The sequence below is a fragment of the Pseudomonas zanjanensis genome (assembly GCF_014268745.2).
Lineage (GTDB): Bacteria > Pseudomonadota > Gammaproteobacteria > Pseudomonadales > Pseudomonadaceae > Aquipseudomonas > Aquipseudomonas zanjanensis.
The window spans coordinates 584714-603505 of record NZ_JABWRB020000002.1; the positions used below are offsets into that span (position 1 = coordinate 584714).

Annotated in this window: 17 protein-coding genes; 7 read left to right on the forward strand and 10 right to left on the reverse strand. The window is 61.6% G+C overall.

Annotation, left to right across the window (positions count from 1 at the left end):
• Positions 1–82 precede the first annotated feature (82 nt).
• Genes nagE through HU715_RS18395 form a run of 5 tightly spaced genes read right to left on the reverse strand, consistent with a single transcriptional unit; the run spans position 83 to position 7255 of the window.
• On the reverse strand, positions 83–1798 hold the full coding sequence (gene nagE, locus HU715_RS18375) for an N-acetylglucosamine-specific PTS transporter subunit IIBC (RefSeq protein ID WP_186705181.1): 1716 nt from the start codon (positions 1796–1798) through the stop codon (positions 83–85).
• A gap of 33 nt (positions 1799–1831) precedes the next feature.
• The gene (gene ptsP / locus HU715_RS18380; protein WP_186705182.1) at positions 1832–4345 is read right to left on the reverse strand and encodes a phosphoenolpyruvate--protein phosphotransferase; all 2514 of its coding nucleotides are present in this window, start codon (positions 4343–4345) and stop codon (positions 1832–1834) included.
• 51 nt (positions 4346–4396) lie between these two features.
• Entirely contained in the window at positions 4397–5419 is a 1023-nt protein-coding gene (locus tag HU715_RS18385) for an SIS domain-containing protein (RefSeq protein ID WP_186705183.1), read from the reverse strand.
• Positions 5400–6506, reverse strand: a complete 1107-nt coding sequence (gene nagA, locus HU715_RS18390) for an N-acetylglucosamine-6-phosphate deacetylase (RefSeq protein ID WP_186705184.1) — start codon at positions 6504–6506, stop codon at positions 5400–5402. The genes HU715_RS18385 and nagA overlap by 20 nt, the downstream gene beginning before the upstream one ends.
• A gap of 17 nt (positions 6507–6523) precedes the next feature.
• Positions 6524–7255: a GntR family transcriptional regulator gene (locus tag HU715_RS18395; RefSeq protein ID WP_181286541.1), complete on the reverse strand. Its 732-nt coding sequence runs from the start codon at positions 7253–7255 to the stop codon at positions 6524–6526.
• 1266 nt (positions 7256–8521) lie between these two features.
• On the opposite strand from HU715_RS18395, the gene HU715_RS18400 reads away from it, so the two are divergent.
• From HU715_RS18400 to HU715_RS18410, 3 genes are all read left to right on the forward strand, one after another.
• Positions 8522–9160 carry a DUF6036 family nucleotidyltransferase gene (locus tag HU715_RS18400; protein WP_186705185.1) on the forward strand — a complete coding sequence of 213 codons (639 nt, stop codon included), beginning with the start codon at positions 8522–8524 and terminating at the stop codon, positions 9158–9160.
• Positions 9144–9596, forward strand: coding sequence for a hypothetical protein (locus HU715_RS18405; RefSeq protein WP_186705186.1), 453 nt, complete (start codon positions 9144–9146; stop codon positions 9594–9596). The genes HU715_RS18400 and HU715_RS18405 overlap by 17 nt, the downstream gene beginning before the upstream one ends.
• A 379-nt stretch (positions 9597–9975) precedes the next feature.
• On the forward strand, positions 9976–10335 hold the full coding sequence (locus tag HU715_RS18410; RefSeq protein WP_217884335.1) for a DUF6124 family protein: 360 nt from the start codon (positions 9976–9978) through the stop codon (positions 10333–10335).
• 181 nt (positions 10336–10516) lie between these two features.
• Here the strand turns inward: HU715_RS18410 and HU715_RS18415 are convergent, their stop codons facing one another.
• From HU715_RS18415 to HU715_RS18425, 3 genes are all read right to left on the reverse strand, one after another.
• The gene (locus HU715_RS18415; protein WP_186705188.1) at positions 10517–11590 is read right to left on the reverse strand and encodes a scabin-related ADP-ribosyltransferase; all 1074 of its coding nucleotides are present in this window, start codon (positions 11588–11590) and stop codon (positions 10517–10519) included.
• A 388-nt stretch (positions 11591–11978) separates the two neighbouring features.
• A complete protein-coding gene (locus HU715_RS18420; RefSeq protein ID WP_039591469.1) occupies positions 11979–12485 on the reverse strand; it encodes a L,D-transpeptidase family protein in 507 nt (168 codons plus the stop codon).
• A 41-nt stretch (positions 12486–12526) separates the two neighbouring features.
• A complete protein-coding gene (locus HU715_RS18425; RefSeq protein ID WP_186705189.1) occupies positions 12527–13078 on the reverse strand; it encodes an NUDIX hydrolase in 552 nt (183 codons plus the stop codon).
• 146 nt (positions 13079–13224) lie between these two features.
• On the opposite strand from HU715_RS18425, the gene HU715_RS18430 reads away from it, so the two are divergent.
• The 3 genes from HU715_RS18430 to HU715_RS18440 are packed head-to-tail and all read left to right on the forward strand — an operon-like array spanning position 13225 to position 14571.
• Positions 13225–13824, forward strand: a complete 600-nt coding sequence (locus HU715_RS18430; protein ID WP_186705190.1) for a CoA pyrophosphatase — start codon at positions 13225–13227, stop codon at positions 13822–13824.
• A 16-nt stretch (positions 13825–13840) separates the two neighbouring features.
• Positions 13841–14365, forward strand: a complete 525-nt coding sequence (locus HU715_RS18435) for a gamma carbonic anhydrase family protein (RefSeq protein WP_186705191.1) — start codon at positions 13841–13843, stop codon at positions 14363–14365.
• The gene (locus HU715_RS18440) at positions 14362–14571 is read left to right on the forward strand and encodes a DUF1289 domain-containing protein (protein ID WP_186705192.1); all 210 of its coding nucleotides are present in this window, start codon (positions 14362–14364) and stop codon (positions 14569–14571) included. The genes HU715_RS18435 and HU715_RS18440 overlap by 4 nt, the downstream gene beginning before the upstream one ends.
• 159 nt (positions 14572–14730) lie before the next feature.
• Here HU715_RS18440 and HU715_RS18445 read toward each other — a convergent pair whose 3' ends face one another.
• Positions 14731–15390, reverse strand: coding sequence for a Pr6Pr family membrane protein (locus HU715_RS18445; RefSeq protein ID WP_217884337.1), 660 nt, complete (start codon positions 15388–15390; stop codon positions 14731–14733).
• A 15-nt stretch (positions 15391–15405) separates the two neighbouring features.
• The gene (locus HU715_RS18450) at positions 15406–15636 is read right to left on the reverse strand and encodes a VF530 family protein (protein WP_003205228.1); all 231 of its coding nucleotides are present in this window, start codon (positions 15634–15636) and stop codon (positions 15406–15408) included.
• A 498-nt stretch (positions 15637–16134) separates the two neighbouring features.
• Here HU715_RS18450 and HU715_RS18455 point away from each other — a divergent pair, with 498 nt between their 5' ends.
• Positions 16135–18549, forward strand: a complete 2415-nt coding sequence (locus HU715_RS18455) for a glucose/quinate/shikimate family membrane-bound PQQ-dependent dehydrogenase (RefSeq protein ID WP_186709963.1) — start codon at positions 16135–16137, stop codon at positions 18547–18549.
• The last annotated feature ends 243 nt before the right edge of the window (positions 18550–18792 follow it).

An 18792-nucleotide genomic window follows, 5' to 3' on the forward strand; every position in this document is an offset into this window, starting at 1 on the left:
GTATTGTCCACAGAACTTGTGAACGACATCAGACCTGTGGGAGCGGGCTTGCTCGCGAAGGGGCCAGACAGTCGGCGAAGGCCTAGGCTTTGACATCCGCCTTACGACTCAGCACCACCGCCTCCAACGCCCGCCACAACCCCGGCGCTTTCTCCCCTAGCAACAAGTGCCAAACGCCGCCTTCCAGCGAACTGATCCCCTGGCAGCCCAGCGCCTTGAGCTGGTTCTCCGACAACCCCTTGCCATCAGCCAACCGCACCCGCAAACGGCTCGTCGCCACGCAATCGAGCTGCAACACATTCCCGCCACCGCCCAGGGCATCGAGCCATTGTTGTGCTTCGGCCTCCGAGACAATGGTCGTCAGGGCCGGCTCGACCACCACGTTCGCGGGCGCACTGACTGGCCTATCGGAAGAAGGCAATGCCAAGCGGATCTCATCGGCGATGCTGTCGGCCATCGGCCCCACCACCACCTGCAAGCTGCCGCCATTGCCGGGGCGAACCACAGCCATGGCGCCGAGGGCCTTGAGTTGTGCGTCGGACGCCTTGTTGCGATCCACCAGGTCCAGCCGCAGGCGCGTGGTACAAGCGCCGAGTGTGATCAGGTTGTCAGCGCCACCCAAGGCCTGGATGTAGGCGGCGGCCCGCTGGTTTTCGGCGATGACCGGTTTGTCGCCCGTCGGCACGTCTTCACGCCCCGGCGTCTTCAGGTCGAAGCGGCGGATGCAGAAGTCGAACACCAGGTAATAGATCGCCGCATAGGCCAGGCCCACCGGAAAGACCAGCCAGCCGTTGGTGGATTTGCCCCAGCCCAGGACCATGTCGATAAATCCGCCGGAGAAGGTAAAACCCAAGTGGATGTCCAGCAGATTGGTCACCGCCATCGACAGGCCGGTGAGCAGCGCGTGGACCAGGTACAACAGCGGCGCAAGGAACATGAAGGCGAATTCGATGGGCTCGGTGACGCCGGTCAGGAACGAGGTCAGCGCCATCGACAACAAAATCCCGCCCATGACCTTGCGCCGCTGGGGCAGGGCGTTGCGGTACATCGCCAGGCAGGCGGCGGGCAGGCCGAAGAGCATTACCGGGAACATGCCGGTCATGAACTGGCCGCCCTTGGGGTCGCCGGCGAAATAGCGGGTCAGGTCGCCGGTGACCACCGCGCCGGTGGTGGGGTCGGTGAAGCTGCCGAAGATGAACCAGGCCATGTTGTTGAGGATGTGGTGCAGGCCGGTGACGATCAGCAACCGGTTGAACACACCGAAGACGAACGCGCCGAAGCTGCCGCTGGCCATCAGCAATTCGCCGAAACTGTTGATGCCGTGCTGGATCGGTGGCCAGATCAGGCCGAACACCAGGCCAAGGCCCACCGCGCTGAAACCGGTGACAATCGGCACGAAGCGGCGGCCGCCAAAAAACGCCAGGTACTCCGGCAGCTTGATGTCCTTGAAACGGTTGTACAGCGCGCCGGCCAACAGGCCGCTGATGATCCCGGCGAGCATGCCCATGTTGATGGTCGCGTCGAGCACCTTCAGCGTCGCGATCATCACCAGGTAACCAATGGCCCCGGCCAGCCCGGCCGTGCCGTTATTGTCCCGGGCGAAACCCACGGCGATGCCGATGGCAAAGATCAGCGCGAGGTTGGCGAAAATCGCCTGGCCGGCATCGTGAATGATCGCGATGTTCAACAGGTCCGTGTCACCCAGGCGCAGCAGCAGGCCGGCGATCGGCAGGATCGCGATGGGCAGCATCAGCGCCCGGCCGAGGCGTTGCAGCCCTTCGATGAAATGCTGGTACATGGCGTCTCTCCTTTTATTGTTGTCCGACGTGGCTCAGCCCAGGGGCCAGTGTTGATGACAGGCCTGGCGCACGGCGGCGGCACTGGCCAGGTTCAGCAAATCGGTACTGACGTCGCGGCACTGGGCGGCATCGAGGTGACGCACGCGGTCCTTGATTTCGCCGATCTGGGGCGGGCTGACCGACAGCTCCCGTACGCCTAGCCCGATCAGCACCGGCGTCGCCAGGGGATCGGAGGCCAGGGCCCCGCACACGCCGACCCAACGCCCATGTTTGGCGGCGCCAGCGCAGGTCTGGGCGATCAACCGCAGCAGTGCCGGGTGCAGGGCATCGACTCGGGCGGCGAGACCGGCGTGGTCGCGGTCCATGGCGAGGGTGTACTGGGACAGGTCGTTGGTGCCGATGGACAGGAAGTCCGCGTGCTCGGCCAACTGTTCGGCCAGCAAGGCGGCGGCCGGGACTTCTATCATGACCCCCAGTTGCGGGCGTTCACTCATGCCGAGCTCGGCACCCAAGGCGTCTAGGCGCTGGCGAATGTGCAGCAGTTCGTCGACCTCGGTGACCATCGGCAACAAAATCCGGCAGCGGTGCAGAGGGCGGGTTTGTAGCAGGGCGCGCAATTGCTGGTCCAGCAGTTCCGGGCGCGCCTGGGCCAGGCGAATGCCCCGCAGGCCGAGCACCGGGTTGGCTTCGGCCGGCAGCGGCAGGTAGTCCAATTGTTTGTCGCCGCCAACGTCGATGGTGCGGATGATCACCGGCCTGTCGCCCATGGCATCGAGCACGGCTTGATAGGCAAGGCGCTGTTCTTCTTCATCGGGGGCGGTGTGGCGGTCGACGAAGAGAAATTCGGTGCGCAGGAGGCCAACGCCCTCGGCACCGTTGGCGAACGCCTGGTTGGCTTCGGCGCTGGAGGCGACGTTGGCGGCGATTTCAACCGCCACCCCATCGACGGTTCGCGCCGGCGTGTGGGCGAGGGTCTGCTGCTCGGCGCGCCGGGCTGCGCGTCGGGTCTGCGCTTGCTGCACTTGGGTCAGGCGCTCGGCGGTTGGCGTGAGTTCGAGGCGGCCACCGTCCGCGTCCAGCACCACCGATTGCCCCGGCGCCTGTGCAAGCACGGCCTCGCCCAGCGCCACCAGGCAGGGCAGGCCTTTGCCACGGGCCAGGATCGCCACGTGGGACGTCGCGCCGCCCTCGGCCATGCACACACCGGCCACGCCTTGGGCACTGAGTTGCAGCAGGTCCGACGGGGTCAGCTCCTGGGCGACGACGATGGCGCCCGCCGGCACGTCGAATTGCCAGGCTTCACCCAGCAGCACCCGCAGGACCCGCTGGCGCAGGTCATGCAAATCATTGGCGCGCTCGGCCAGCAGCGTGCTTTGCAATTGCCGCAGCACTTGGCACTGCACGTCGATGGATCGGCTCCAGGCGTGGGCCGCCGCGCTCCCTTGGTCGATGGACAGGTAGGCGGCATCCAGCAGGACCGGATCTTCCAGCAACGCCAGGTGGGCGCTGAAGATCGCTTGCTCATCGACGTGATGCCGGGCCTTGGCGTTCTCCAGGGTCAACTCGATGTCGCGACTGACGTGCGCCAAGGCATCGCGCAGCCGTTGCCGTTGTTCTGCAACGACGTGACTGCCCACATCCTCGGGCAACTGGATACCTTCGAGTCTAACCAACGGTCCGCTGACCAGCCCGGGCGCGGCACAGACGCCATGGAGCGCACCATCTTCGGCGGTGCGGCTCGGCGCCTTGGCCGGTGGTGCCGCGACATGGGCCTCTTCGGCCAAGGCTGTGGATAACGTTTTCAGCAGCGCTTGCAACGCCGCTTCGGCATCACTGCCGCGACAACTGACATGCACTTCGGCCTGTTCGGTGATCGCCAGACCCATCATGCCCATCACACTGTCGCAGGACGCCGAGCGGCCACCGAAGTGCAGGTGTGAGCGACTCTTGAACCCTTGTGCGGCCTGGCGAACCAAGGCGGCCGGCCGCGCGTGCAGGCCGCCTCGATGGGCGATACGGATCTGGCCGAACACTTCGATGCCGACGTCCGGCTCATTGTCGCGTGTTTCACTCGGCTTCTGGCTGACGATGTGCAGCAACGGCTCGCCGACCTTGACGCCTTTGAGGGTAATGGGCCGTGCCTGGAAGTGTTCGCCATTGGTGAGGATCAGCAGGCTGACCAGGCTTTTGCAGCGCTGGGCCACGCTGTCCACGTCATAACGCAGCAGTGCCTGGCCGTTGCTGACCCGCGCGCCTTCCTTGACCAGCATGGAAAAGCCGTTGCCCTGCAACTCGACGGTGTCCAACCCCAGGTGCAGCAGCAGTTCGGCGCCGTTGTCGGCCCGCAGGGTCACAGCGTGGCCGGTGCGCGCGACGTGGATCACCTCGCCGTCACAGGGGGCGTAGAGGGTGTCGTTCAGCGGATCGATGGCGATCCCGTCGCCCATGGCGCCGCTGGCGAACACCGCGTCCGGGACGTTGGCGAGGGTGAGCACCGGCCCGCTGAGTGGGGCGCTGAGGATCAGCTCTTTATTGTTGTTGGGCATGGGCTCGCTCTCTGTGAAGTCTTATTGGCCTTGCGTTAAAGGGCCATCGGTTCAGTGGGTCCGGGTGACCTTGCTCAAGTACCGTGGCTGGTCCGGGTCCAGGCCTCGGGCCACGGCCAGGTTGGCGGCCATCCGGTAAAAGCTCTGGATCGCCAGGATCGGGTCCAGGGCCGGGTGTTCGGCACGGGTCAGCGTCAGGTCACGCTCGGCGATGTCATCGGGCGCGGCCAGTAGCACCCGGGCGCCGCGCTGGCGCATGTCGGCGGCCAGGCTCAACACACCGGCCTGCTCGGCACCGCGGGGGGCGAATACCAGCAGCGGATAATGCTCATCGATCAGCGCCATCGGCCCGTGGCGAACCTCGGCGCTGCTGAAGGCTTCGGCCTGGATCGCCGAGGTCTCCTTGAACTTGAGCGCCGCTTCCTGGGCGATGGCGAACCCGGCGCCACGGCCGATGACCATCAAGCGCTGGCATTCACGCAGCGCCTCAACGGCAACGCTCCAATCCTGGCGCGCGGCCTCGCGCAGGCCTTCGGGCAGCGCGGCACCGGCTTCGAGCAACTCGGCGTCGTCTTTCCAATGGGCCACCAGGCGCGCGCTGGCGCTGAGGGTGGCGATGAAACTTTTGGTGGCGGCGACACTGCTTTCGATGCCAGCGCACAGGGGCACGCTGAATTCACAGGCCGCTTCCAGCGGAGAGTCCTCTGCGTTAACCATCGCCACGCTCAAGGCGCCGCGCTTGCGCAACAGGCGCAGGCTGTTCACCAAGTCTGGGCTCTGCCCCGATTGAGAAAACGCGAACGCCACCTGGCCACTGACCTTCAACGGCGCCTGCTGCATGGTCACCACCGACATCGGCAACGAGGCCACCGGCAAACCGAGTTGTTGCATGGTCAGGTAGGCAAAGTAGCTGGCGGCATGGTCGGAGCTGCCACGGGCCACGGTCATCGCCACCTGCGGCGGTTGGCGGCGCAGGCGTCCGGCAATTTCTTGCAGGGCGGGGTCCAATCGCTGCAATTGGCGCTCGACGGCGTCGGACGAGGTCAGGGCCTCTTCAAGCATTTTGGAAGTCAATGGCTTCTCCTTCGACCATCACGTCGATCAGGTTCAGGGCACGGTCAAGGCGCACGCAGTCGGCCCAGGCGCCAGGTTGCAGGCGTCCGCGCTCGGGCAGGCCGAGGTAGTCGGCGGGGAATTGCGACAGGCGTCGGGAGGCTTCGGCGAGGGGCAGGCCGATCTTCACCAGGTTGCGCAGGGCCTGGTCCATCGTCAGGGTGCTGCCGGCCAGCGTGCCGTCGGCCAGCCGCACGCCACCCAGGCATTTGGTCACGGTGTGGCTGCCCAACTTGTATTCGCCGTCGGGCATGCCGGCGGCGGCGGTGGAATCGGTGACGCAATACAGGCACGGGATCGAACGCAACGCCACGCGCATGGCGCCGGGGTGTACGTGGAGCAAATCCGGGATCAGCTCGGCATATTGCGCATGGGCCAGCGCCGCGCCGACGATGCCGGGCTCGCGGTGATGCAGCGGGCTCATGGCGTTGTACAAATGGGTAAAACTGCTGGCCCCGGCCGCCAGCGCCGCGACGCCTTCTTCGTAGCTGCCGAGGGTATGGCCGATCTGCATGCGCACGCCCCGGGCGCTGAGGGCGCGAATCAAGGCATCGTGGCCGGCGATTTCCGGTGCGACGGTGATCACTCGGATCGGCGCCAGGGCCAGGTACGCCTCCACTTCAGCCATCAACGCGGTGTGGGCGAAATTCGGTTGGGCGCCGAGTTTGCCAGGGTTGATATAAGGGCCTTCCAAGTGCACACCCAGGACTCGTGCGCTACCCCTGGTCCGCTGTTCGCAGAATTCACCGAGGGCCTTGAGTACGCTGGCGATCTCTTCGCTCGGCGCCGTCATGGTGGTGGCGAGCAGCGCCGTGGTGCCGAAGCGCACATGGGTGCGGGCAATGGTGTCGAACGCCGGCGCGCCTTCCATGATGTCCTTGCCGCCACCGCCGTGCACATGCAGGTCGATGAAGCCGGGCAACAGGTAGGGCAGGTCGTTGCTCGTCGGATCGCAGGGTTGGCCTTCGATGGACACGACCTTGCCGTGTTCATGAACCAGGCGGCCGCGTATCCAGCCGTTGGCGGTGAGGATGTTGTCTTCGGACATGGGGATTCTCTGATCGTCTAGCGCCGCAACTCTGCGACGAAGTCGTAGTAGTCGTTGCGGCAATAGGTGTCGGTGACTTCGATGGGCGTGTTGTCTTCCAGGTAGCCGACCCGGGTCATCAGCAGCATCGCGGTGCCGGGGGCGATACCCACCAGGGCGGCGAATTCGTCCGAGGCGTTGATGGCCTGGATGTGCTGCAGGGCGCGCACCACCGGTTTGCCGATGCCATCGAGGAATTCATAAAGCGAATCGCCCACTGCCTGCGGCTTGGGAATAATCGAGGCGGGCAGGGTGCTCATCTCAATGGCCATGACCGTATCGTCGGCCTTGCGCAGCCGTTTGAGCCGGGCGACTTTGTCAGTGGGCGACAGGCCCAGGCGGATCAGTTCTTCGTGGGTCGGCGGGGTGATTTCTCGCTCCAACCATTGGGAGCCGGGAACGAAGCCTTTGAGCCGGAGCATTTCGCTGAAGCCGCTGAGGCGTGACAGCGGTTGTTCCAGGCGCGGGGTGATGAAGGTGCCCGAGCCTTGGTTGCGGCGGATCAGGCCTTGTTCGAACAGCACTTCCAGCGCCTTGCGGGCGGTGACCCGGGAAATGCCCAGTTGCTCGCTCAGGCTGCGCTCGGATGGCATCGCTTGCTCGGCTTTCCACTGGCCGGCGTGGATGGCGGCTTCGAGGTTGCGGGCCAGTTGCAGGTAGAGCGGGGTGGGTTGGGTGTCGTCGGGGCGTAGGGTCTGGATGTTGTTCATTTGTTTGTCCGATGCGGTTTTTTGGGCGTTGTCGCTCGGTGATTGGGGTGGAAGCTAATACCACTTGAATACCATGTCAACGCTGCTTTTCTGGGGTTGGCCAGTGTTTTCTGGGTATTTATGGGGGTGATATTTAAGTGGTATTAGGGTGGTTTTTGTAGGGCGTGGAATTACAGCGTTGGGATTGGGTTTTTGAAGGTCAGTGGTATGCACGGAGGGCGGGTTACGGAATTCGATATTTATTTTTATGGTGACCGGTGGTAGTTCGTTTGGTGTGTATATCCGTTGCTGCTGTCACGGCGGCTTAGGGTTCCGCCCTTGCGGCAAATCACTTTTGAAGAGCCCGGAAGCCGGCCCAGTCAAAAGTAAGCCCACCACTCGGTGCCTCGCCTAGGCTCGGCATGCCTGAACGAAGGCATCGTGGTTAACGGGGCGCCCGAGATCAAAGCTCGTCCCGAGGCGGCCTGGTAGCCGACCTGGTTCTGGATGATCGCGTTTCCCCTGTGGGAGCGAGCTTGCTCGCGAAAGCGGAGGGTCAGTTTGCGGTGACGCTGGATATCCACAAAGGTTTTGGGAACGGCACGGTCCTGTGGCGAGGGAGCTTGCTCCCGCTGGGGCGCACAGCGGCCCCAAAAAAAGCGATGAGCGCTACGCACTGGAGCGCCAGCCCGGTCAAGCGGGAGCAAGCTCCCTCGCCACAAAAGCTTTCCCAGCCATCACGGCACAGATTGATCCACGGTAAACACTGTGGGAGCGAGCCTGCTCGCGATAGCGGTGGCTCAGTCAATGAAGATGTTGGCTGTGCCGGCCCCTTCGCGAGCAGGCTCGCTCCCACAGGAGAAACGCGGTCCGATCAAGAGTCAGGTCGGCTATCAGGCCGCCTCGGGCATGCCGAGCCTAAGCGAGGCACCGAGTGGTGGGGCAAAAGCGTTTTGCTTACTTTTGACTGGGCCGGCTTCCGGGCTTTTCAAAAGTGAGCCGCCGTTGGGCGGAACCCTAAGTCGCCCTTACCGCAGCAATGGATATGTACCCCAACTCAATTCAAAAAAAACTATCCGCAAATTTGTGCGAAACATCCCTGATCAAATGGATGGCCTGTCAGACGCCCCGAAGTTTCCGACATGTTTTTAAGGTTGTCCCTCGGAAGCGGGGACTCTAGCTTTCTAGGCCCAAATCTCCTGGCGCAGGGATCGCTTACCAGTCTTTAGGACGACCAAGAGTCAGATCCAAGTTTCAAGGAGCAACATTAGCCTTTGAGGTTCAAGCATGGAACTGCCGGATATGATCACCCCCCGCCTCAATACAAAAAGCGCGTTGGGACAGGCTTTGGTTTCAATGTTCAAGTCTGTAGAAGCGGAGCTGACGTTTGAGAATGCAGCGCCTGGGGCGGTCAAAGTCATCGTTTTTGGTGGGTGCGCAGTGCACCTTTATACAAATCATCGGGTATCCACGGACGTTGACGCCGAGATTTATGAGGCCAGTCTTCCGGAAGGTTTTCATCTCCGAATGTTGCTGGCGGAAGTGCCCGAGCAGTTTGTTGACGAGGCGTCCGGCCGATTGATGGAGCTAAACTACGACCTCCAGTACAACACCAGCTTTGGTCCGATTCACGAAGATTATTGGGCTCGAAGCCTTCCCCTTGAACAGTTTTCGGTTGAGTCTCCTCTGCACGTGCATATTGCTGCGCCTGTCGATATAGCAATTTCAAAGCTAGGCAGGGCAACAGATCAAGATATTGGGGACATCATGGCACTTATGAGGGCCGGCTTCATATTGACCGCCGAGCTGCGTCGGCTGGCATTACAGGCGATTGATGTATATGTTGGCAACAAAGAGCCTCCAACCTCAGCTCTTAGCCATATCTTGCAAAATTATTTGGAGAATCCAGATGGCGAAGCCTGCTAATGGCCACGTCCTGTCAGCCGCTCTGGACACATTGGTCAAAACTCCATTGGACCACGCAGATGAGGTCGCACTCGTGCGGGCAGCCAAGGCTGTCTGGTATTCCAATTTAGACTTGATCAGCGCAGCCCAAGCTTTTTTGAGCCAACACACTGATGAGGTCGAGTTGCGTCGTGCAGGGTATTTGCTCGAACGATTCACCCGATTTTCCTGCGTCACGGACAGTCGTGCATTGGAAGTCTTCAAAGCCCTTGAGCTGTTTTTACGCTCGACACCCAAGCAAGCAGTAACCTCGCAAACAGCTGTTGCGCTTCGCAAGCGCCGTGATGAACTCGCTCTCTCTTGGGGGCTGAATGAGGGGCTTGGCTTGAAGGTGCAAACCCTCTTGCCCTTTCAGACTCGGCATTATGAGGCTGAGCAGCGCGCAGCTTTTGGGTGAATACAGATGTCACCAACGAAAACCGGCTCAGGCCGGTTTTTTGTTGTGTGATTCATCCTCTCTTGGTCTGTCAGACGCACCGAAGTTTCCGACATGTTTTTAGGGTTGTCCCTCGGAAGCGAGGGCTCTAGTCTCTGGGTGTCGCTGCCAATTCAGCGACCGGATTTGACCGTCCGAACCTACAAGGCGCGCCAGCCTTTCCAAGACCTATTTCAGGCGTTTTTCGTTCGTCTGAGGTATCGTGTCGCCGGTGGCTGTGCGTGGGACGTCTTCGGACGTGCCGGAATGCCTTGTTTCCGGTCGGTCAACCCGCGTACAGCTGCCCCTTTTTGTTTGACCGCAGAAGGACGGTAGCTCCCATTGATACAAGGAGCTGCATATGATCAAAGAAACCCCCAACCCTCCCAAACCCGCCTCCACCTTCCCCTACGGCGACTACGCCCCCGAAAAGCTGAAAGAAGCTGCCGACCGCGCGATGGACCATTACCTCAAGCCCGACAACAGCGAACCAGAACCCAAACCCTCAGTGCAGTTGTTCACCGTATCGGACAACGTTGACACCGAAACCCTGCTAGCCAACCTCAACGAGACCCTGGCCTCGGCCAATGCGGTGCTTAGCGACCTCCTGTTTGACTTGGACGGTTCGCGTCGACATGTCGCGTTGGGCGTGGCGCAGATGATCGAGCTGGGGACATTGCTGGCGAACAAGGCCTTGGACCGGGTTGAGCTTCGGACTTGATGCGATAAGTGCCGGCCTCATCGTCGGATCGCCGCCCGGAGCAAGCTCCCACAGTGGTTTCGTGTCGTTGACAAATAGGCCAATCGACACCAAACCCTGTGGCGAGGGAGCAAACTCCCTCGCCACAGTGATTCACACAAGCCTTGAGTAACAGCATGCGCGGCTGGCATGGATTGGAAAACTACTGATGACGGTTTTCGAGGCGGCAAACCTCTTTTTCTATGCCAATGCATTCGACCGGTTCGCTCACGCCTTTCTCAAAACGACGTGCATTCATCAACAGGCCTCCCTTGATACCGCCGATGAATGCGAAGGCACCTTCACTTGCGCCGGTGTTACGCCCTGATAGATCCACGGCCACGCTGTTAGGTCTGACTTCATATACCCAGCCGCCGTTTTGCGCTTGGGCGATGGCCCAGATCTTGGCATCGGTATAGTCGCGAAACGCCACAACGGCCGAGTTGGTAAAAGCGCGCGACTCTGGATCACTCGCCAATCTCAAGTTCGGTACCTGCGAGTTCCAGGCCCGTAGCCCTTGGGCAAGTGCAGCCGCCCCCTGTACAGAGTTGATTAGTGGAGAGCCGACTGCCCAGAACGATTGCTTACTCGTTACCCATGCCAGACCTTCCGGGGGCGTGATCCGGCTCCAATCGATGCTCACCGCCGCGACCTCCAATGGGCTTTCATGGCCCGTCGGTTCGCGGTAGTTCGGGTTGGGCTCACAATCGGCAAGGTTGTCTTTCTTGCATGCTTGCCTGACGAACTCGCGCTTGACTCCCCCCGGAAAGCTGATCTCCTGCTCGCTGACAGCTCCCCCAGATGCATCCTGGTCAATACCATGAGGGGCTTTGATCTCATAGACCCATTCCTTGGCGAAGCGCTGGGCGAGATCCTGATCGCGGGTTGTGCTGCTGTAGACCGATTTCGCTGCCCCAGCACCGTGGCTCCACCAGTCATACATCCATTCGGGTACTGGAAAGCCTACGGCTTTGGGTAAGATCCCGTTCTGGAAGGCGTCGAGTCCCTGACCCGTGGTGTCCCCTCGATAAAGCGTGTCCATATCGGTGCGCCAATGCAAAGATGGCTTGGTATCGCGGATCGACACGTCTGTATCCGCTGTGACCTGAAGCCAGGCGGTATACCATGGCTCCTCTTTTCCATCGGCTCCCCACGCGTCGGCGCCCGGTTGCCACATACCTGCAAACACCACCGCCGCGACAGCTGTGGCCTGTATGAAACTGTTATTGATTGTCATGATTCGATGCCTTATCAGGAACGGGTGAAGCCCTGTCGAATCACATACGTCATGACAGCCTATGCTTCGACGTGACACGTCTCACTTTTGGATTCTGCGGGGCCGAGCGAGCCGAGCCACCGCATCAGTTATGAGGGTAGATCAAGGCGGGGGGAGGGGTTGGCGTTGCGGTGCGTGGACTTGTAACAAAAAGGCTGGTCGACACAGTTCCCTGTGGCGAGGGAGCTTGCTCCCGCTGGGCTGCGAAGCGGCCCCAAAGCAGGCAACTCAATTTGCCTGAGGCACCGAATTGCCTGGTTTTAGGGTTGCTGCGCAACCCAGCGGGAGCAAGCTCCCTCGCCACAGGAACCCTTATCCACAGGAGCCCCTCGCCGCAAAAAATAGGGTGCTACGGCCGAATCTCGATCATCGTCCCATCCGGTACCAGGTTCCACACCTCGCGCATGTCCACGTTGCGCATGGCGATGCAGCCATCGGTCCAGTCCAGCGTATGGAACAACTGCTCAGGATTGTCTTCCGAATCCGGTGTGCCGTGGATCATGATCATGCCCCCCGGCTCCACGCCTTCACGGCGGGCGCGGGCGGCGTCGCTGATGTTGGGGTAGGAGATGTGCATCGACAGGTAGAACTTGTCGCTGACCTTGCGCCAGTCGATCCAGTAAAAACCTTCGGGGGTGCGCTTGTCGCCTTCGATCAGCTTGGGGCCTTTCTTGGCGCCCTTGCCCAGGGAAATGCGATAGGTCTTGAGCGGCTTGCCGTCGTTGATCAGTTGCAATTGATGGGCGGACTTCAGCACCAGGACTTTTTCAATGACCTTGCCGTTATAGGTTCCCACGGCGGCGGCTTGGGACACAGCGGTGAATGACAAGCAGAACAGGACAAGCAACCAGCGCATTGAAACGATATCCCTAGAGGTGTCGCGGCTATATTGGATTTTCAAGTATTGGCAGGCTGGGCCAGCGGCGGTATCGACTCGGATCGCACCGGGTAATCTTCGGCTCGCCGATCAGCGTAGAAGTATTCTAGGGTACGGCCCACTGTACGGAAAGCCAGCTCGTCCCAGGGAATGTCGGCTTCTTCAAACAGCTTCACTTCCAGGCTTTCGGGCCCGGCAGCGAAGTCCAGGTCCATCAACTCGGCGCGGAAGAATACATGCACCTGGCTGATGTGCGGTACGTCGATCAGCGTATAGATGCTCAGGTTACGCACCCGGGCGCAGGCTTCCTCGGCGGTTTCGCGCACCGCGGCCTGCTCGACAGTTTCGCCGTTCTCCATGAAGCCCGCCGGCAGTGTCCAATAACCGCGCCGTGGCTCGATGGCGCGTCGGCACAACAGGACCTTGCTGCCCCAAGTCGGTACACATCCGGCAACGATATTGGGGTTCTGATAATGGATGGTATGGCAAGTGTCACAGACAAAGCGCAGTCGCGAGTCGCCCTCGGGTATGCGCTGGGTCACCGGGTTACCGCACTGGCTGCAGAATTTCATGCTTGGATTCCTGGAGGCTGCGCCTATCTTGGCGTGTACGGGGCGGTATCGGCAAGTTGTCGTTTCGCGACATGACGCGGTCCGGGGCTTGGGCCGCTTGCGTGATTGGTGCATGATGCTAGGCAGCGAATAAATCGAGAAGTCTCATGCTGGACGAGCTACTGCATCGAGTAACCAACCACACGCCGCGCGATCTGGAGACCGATCGGCGTTTCCCTGAAGCGGCGGTGCTGGTGCCGATCACTCGCAGTGATGAACCGGAGCTGGTACTGACCCTGCGCGCCAGCGGTCTGTCGACCCACGGCGGCGAAGTGGCGTTCCCCGGCGGACGTCGAGACCCGGAAGACCCCGACCTGATTTTCACCGCCTTGCGTGAAGCGGAAGAGGAAATTGGCCTGCCCCCCGGCCTGGTGGAGGTGATCGGTCCCCTCAGTCCACTGATTTCGTTGCACGGAATCAAGGTCACGCCTTACGTCGGCGTGATCCCGGATTACGTCGAATACCAAGCCAACGACGCCGAGATCGCCGCAGTGTTCAGCGTGCCGCTGGAGTTTTTCCGCAAGGACCCGCGCGAGCATACCCACCGCATCGACTACCAGGGCCGTAGCTGGTACGTGCCCAGCTATCGTTTCGAGGGTTACAAGATCTGGGGGCTGACAGCGATCATGATCGTCGAGTTGGTCAACCTGCTGTACGACGCCGAAATCGACCTGCACACCCCGCCGAAGACTTTCATCAACACCTGATGCCCCGAGGATTCCCATGAAATACCGCCTGGGCGATGCCCGTGTCGAAACCCACCCACAGAGCTGGGTCGCGCCCAACGCCACGCTGGTGGGCAAGGTCCGCCTCGAAGAGGGCGCCAGTGTCTGGTTCAACGCCGTGCTGCGCGGTGACAACGAACTGATCCTGATCGGCAAGGATAGCAACGTGCAGGACGGCACCGTGATGCACACTGACATGGGCTATCCACTGACCATCGGCACCGGCGTGACCATTGGCCACAACGCCATGCTCCATGGCTGTACGGTAGGCGACTACAGCCTTATCGGCATCAACGCGGTGATCCTCAACGGCGCGAAGATCGGCAAGCACTGCATCATCGGCGCCAACGCGCTGATCGGCGAGAACAAGGAGATTCCCGACGGCTCGTTGGTGATGGGCTCTCCGGGCAAGGTGGTGCGTGAATTGACCGAGGCCCAGAAGAACATGCTCGTGGCCAGCGCGGCGCACTATGTGCACAACGCCCAGCGCTACGCCCGCGATCTGGTCGAGCAGGAACCATGAGCGCCGCTGAACGCCCGTTGCCGTCGCCCTGCGTGAATATCTGCGCGCTGGACGATGACGACATCTGCACCGGCTGCCAGCGCACCGTGGCCGAGATTACCCGTTGGAGCCGGATGGACAACGAGGAGCGACGCGCGGTTTTGGCGTTGTGTCATGAACGGGCCAAGGCCAGTGGGTTGGTGTGGATGTTGCCGGCACGACGGTGATTATGAACACGCTCCACTGTGGCGAGGGAGCTTGCTCCCGCTGGGCTGCGAAGCAGCCCCAAAATCAGGCGCCCGGGTGTATCAGGAAAATACGGTGTCTGTTTAAGAGGGGCTGCTGCGCAGCCCAGCGGGAGCAAGCTCCCTCGCCACAAGGGCATCTCACAAGGCTTTAATCGATCGTCGTCCAACCCACCGATCCACCCCCACCACCCCCAGCGCAATCCCGACAAACCCCGCCAATATCCCCCCGGCATTGATGAACACTTGTGGATAACCCAGGCTCGCCACGTCGATGAAAGGGTAGGGGTAGGCCGCCAGCAAATCCCCGCGCAGCAGGGCATAGGCGAAATAGACCAAGGGGTAGATCATCCACAACCCAACGTGGCCCAATCGCAAGCTGCCTTTGGGCACGCACCGCCACCAATAGGCGATGTACAGCAACGGCACCACGTCATGCAGTAATTCATCGGCCACGAACTGCCAGCCCTCGGGTTGCCAGAGATGGCGCAGCAGCAGGTTGTAGGCCAGGCTGACCAGGGCGATGCTCACGGCGATGCCGCTGCGTACACTGGGCCTGAGGAACCAGCGTCGGGCCGGGGAGGGGCGCGGGGTCAGCTCCCAGGTCAGCACCACCGCCACCAACAGGTTGGTCAGCACCGTAAAGAAGCTGAAGAAACTCACCAACCCGCCCAGCAGGCTCGCGCCCAGTTCCCAGCGGCCCAGCAGAATCAGATACAGCTGGATGCTTAACCCCGCCCAGGCCAGCAGCGCCGCCACCGACACGAAGCGCTGTCGCAGGGTGAGGTGAGGACCTTTCACAAGCCCCACGGCTATTCAGACCGGCCGTTTGGTGCGCATCAACTTGATGTACAGGCGCTCGACTTTCTCCCGCGCCCAAGGCGTCTTGCGCAGGAAGGTCAGGCTCGACTTGATGCTCGGGTCGCTCTTGAAGCAGCGGATATCGATGCGCTCAGCCAGGCCGGACCATTCGTAATGCTGCACGAGGGCGTTGAGGATCTGTTCCAGCGTCACGCCGTGCAGCGGGTTGTTGTTGGGTTCGGTCATTGGAGGCCTTCGCGCGAAAAAGGGTAAAGCCGCGCACCTTAGCCGAGGTGCCCTTGTGGTGGAAGCATAGCCTTCGTCGTGGCCTCCTGGGCCAGGCGCACTGTTACTGAATCCGAAATGATTCATGTCAATAAAAGCGCTTTCTCTATTTGTAACTGGACATTATCCTTGCGCCGCCTGCTGAAACGCTTCTTCTGGTGTGCCAGAGCCTCTGCGTACAGCTCACTCCTATCGAATTATCAAAAATGCCCGATGTTCTGACTTTATAAAGACAGCGCTATCTCAGACTGATTCCTGTGGGAGCGGGCTTGCTCGCGAAGGCCATTTTACATTCAACGCCGAGCTGACTGATCCGCCGCTTTCGCGAGCAAGCCCGCTCCCACAAGGGATCGCGGCAACCGAATTTGCCTTTTTTCAACTGAACCATGGCCCCTCAAGATCGTCATCTAAAGTGACTACTTGCGCGGGACTCCTCAAAACGACACGGAGAATCACACTATGAGCACTGAGGGTGCTTTGAGTCGAAGCCGTCTGCTCCCGAGCTTGCTCGGCGTTCTGCTTCTATTGATGGGCCTGGCCCTGCTGGCCGGAGGAATCAAGCTGAGCACGCTCGGCGGCTCGCTGTATTACCTGCTGGCCGGTATCGGCCTGGCGCTGACCGGCGTGCTGCTGATCATGGCCCGTCGCGCGGCCTTGGGCTTGTACGCGCTGGTGCTGTTCGCCAGCACCGTGTGGGCACTCTGGGAAGTGGGCCTGGATTGGTGGCAACTGGTGCCGCGCCTGGCGATGCTGTTTGCCTTGGGCATCGTCATGTTGCTGCCGTGGTTCCGTCGCCCGCTGTTGACCGCCGATGCCTCGGCCATGGGCACTCGCGCATTGGGTGCCGCCGTGGTCATCGCCGGTATCGCCGCGCTCGCCAGCCAGTTCACTAACCCGGGTGAGATCAAGGGCCAACTGGACCGCGACAGCGTGCCGGGCATGGCCAACACCGCACCGGCCATGCCGGACGGCGACTGGAACTCCTACGGGCGCAGTGCCCATGGCGACCGCTATTCGCCGCTGGCGCAGATCACCCCAGAGAACGTCAGTAAGTTGAAGGAAGCCTGGTCTTATCGCACCGGCGACCTGCCAGGGCCGAACGACCCGGGTGAAACCACCGCCGAAAACACCCCGTTGAAGGTCAACGGCATGCTCTACGTGTGCACGCCTCACAGCCAGGTGATTGCCCTGGAGCCTGAGACCGGCAAGGAAATCTGGCGTTTCGATCCGAAGCTTTCCACGCAAAAAGCGGAAAACTTCAAGGGTTGGGCCCACATGACCTGCCGTGGCGTGACCTACCACGATGACGCCGTTTACGCCTCCGCCGAGCAGAGCCCGACCGGCGCCGCCAGCACCACGCCGGCCAGCACCGTGTGCCCACGACGGATCTTCCTGCCGACCGCCGACACCCGCCTGATCGCCCTCAATGCCGACACCGGCAAGATGTGCGAAGACTTCGGCGACAAGGGCCAGGTCGACCTGACCGCCAATATCGGCGGTTTCACGGCCGGTGGTTACTACTCCACTTCGCCACCGGCGGTCACCCAAAACCTGGTGGTGATCGGCGGTCACGTCACCGATAACGTTTCCACCGACGAGCCAAGCGGTGTCATCCGTGCCTACGACGTGCACACCGGCAAGCTGGTGTGGAACTGGGACAGCGGCAACCCCGACGACACCACGCCGATTGCCGAAGGCAAGACCTACACCCGCAACTCGCCGAACATGTGGTCCATGTTCAGCGTCGACGAAAAACTCGGCATGCTCTACCTGCCGATGGGCAACCAGACCCCCGACCAGTTCGGTGGATTCCGCACACCGGAATCGGAAAAATACGCCGCCGGCCTGACCGCCCTGGACATCGCCACCGGCAAGGTGCGCTGGTACTTCCAGTTCACCCACCACGACCTGTGGGACATGGACGTCGGCGGTCAACCGACCCTGATGGACCTGAAGACCGCCGATGGCGTGAAACCGGCCGTCCTGGCATCGACCAAGCAGGGCAGCATTTACGTGCTGGACCGCAGCAACGGCCAGCCGATCGTGCCGATCAAGGAGATCCCGGTGCCGCAAGGCGCGGTGGAAGGCGACTTCACCTCGCCGACCCAGCCGATGTCCGACCTGAACTTCGTGCCGCCGGTCCTTCAGGAACGCGACATGTGGGGCGTGACCCCGTTCGACCAGATGCTGTGCCGGATCGACTTCAAGTCCTTGCGTTACGACGGCATGTTCACGCCGCCGTCGCTGCAAGGCTCGATCGTCTATCCGGGTAACTTCGGCGTGTTCGACTGGGGCGGCATTTCGGTCGACCCGGTGCGCCAGATCGCGTTCGTCAACCCGAGCTACATGGCGTTCAAGTCGAAACTGGTGCCGGCGGCGGAAGTGGCCGGTGGCCCGGGTCGCAAGAGCGAAACCGAAGGCGTGCAGCCGAACAAGGGCGCGCCCTATGGCGTGATCCTCGAAGCGCTGCTCTCGCCCATGGGCCTGCCGTGCCAGGCGCCCGCGTGGGGTTATGTCGCGGCCGTGGACCTGACCAACAACAAGACCCTGTGGAAGCACAAGAACGGCACCGTGCGCGACAGCTCGCCGGTTCCGATCCCGCTGAGCATGGGCGTCCCGAGCCTGGGTGGCACGTTCACCACCGCCAGCGGCCTGGCGTTCCTCAGCGGCACGCTGGACCAGTACCTGCGTGCCTACGACGTGAAGAACGGCAAGCAGCTGTGGGAAGGCCGCCTGCCCGCCGGCGCCCAGACCACGCCGATGACCTACACCGGCAAGGACGGCAAGCAATACGTGCTGGTCGTCGCGGGTGGTCATGGTTCCCTGGGCACCAAGCAGGGTGATTATGTGATTGCCTACAAGCTGCCGGATTAAGCCCAACCGGCGCCCATGAAAAAGGCGACACCCTTGCGGGTGTCGCCTTTTTTTAGCAGCGCGGAGTCTCTGCGAACGCAGGCCTCCGAGCTTCCGAACTTTTGAGCTTCTGAACTTTTTAGCTTTTTAGCTTTTGTGGCGAGGGAGCTTGCTCCCGCTGGGCTGCGAAGCGGCCCCCTGCTTTGCCAGCCATCACACTGCAGGGGATGCTGACGCATCCAGCGGGAGCAAGCTCCCTCGCCA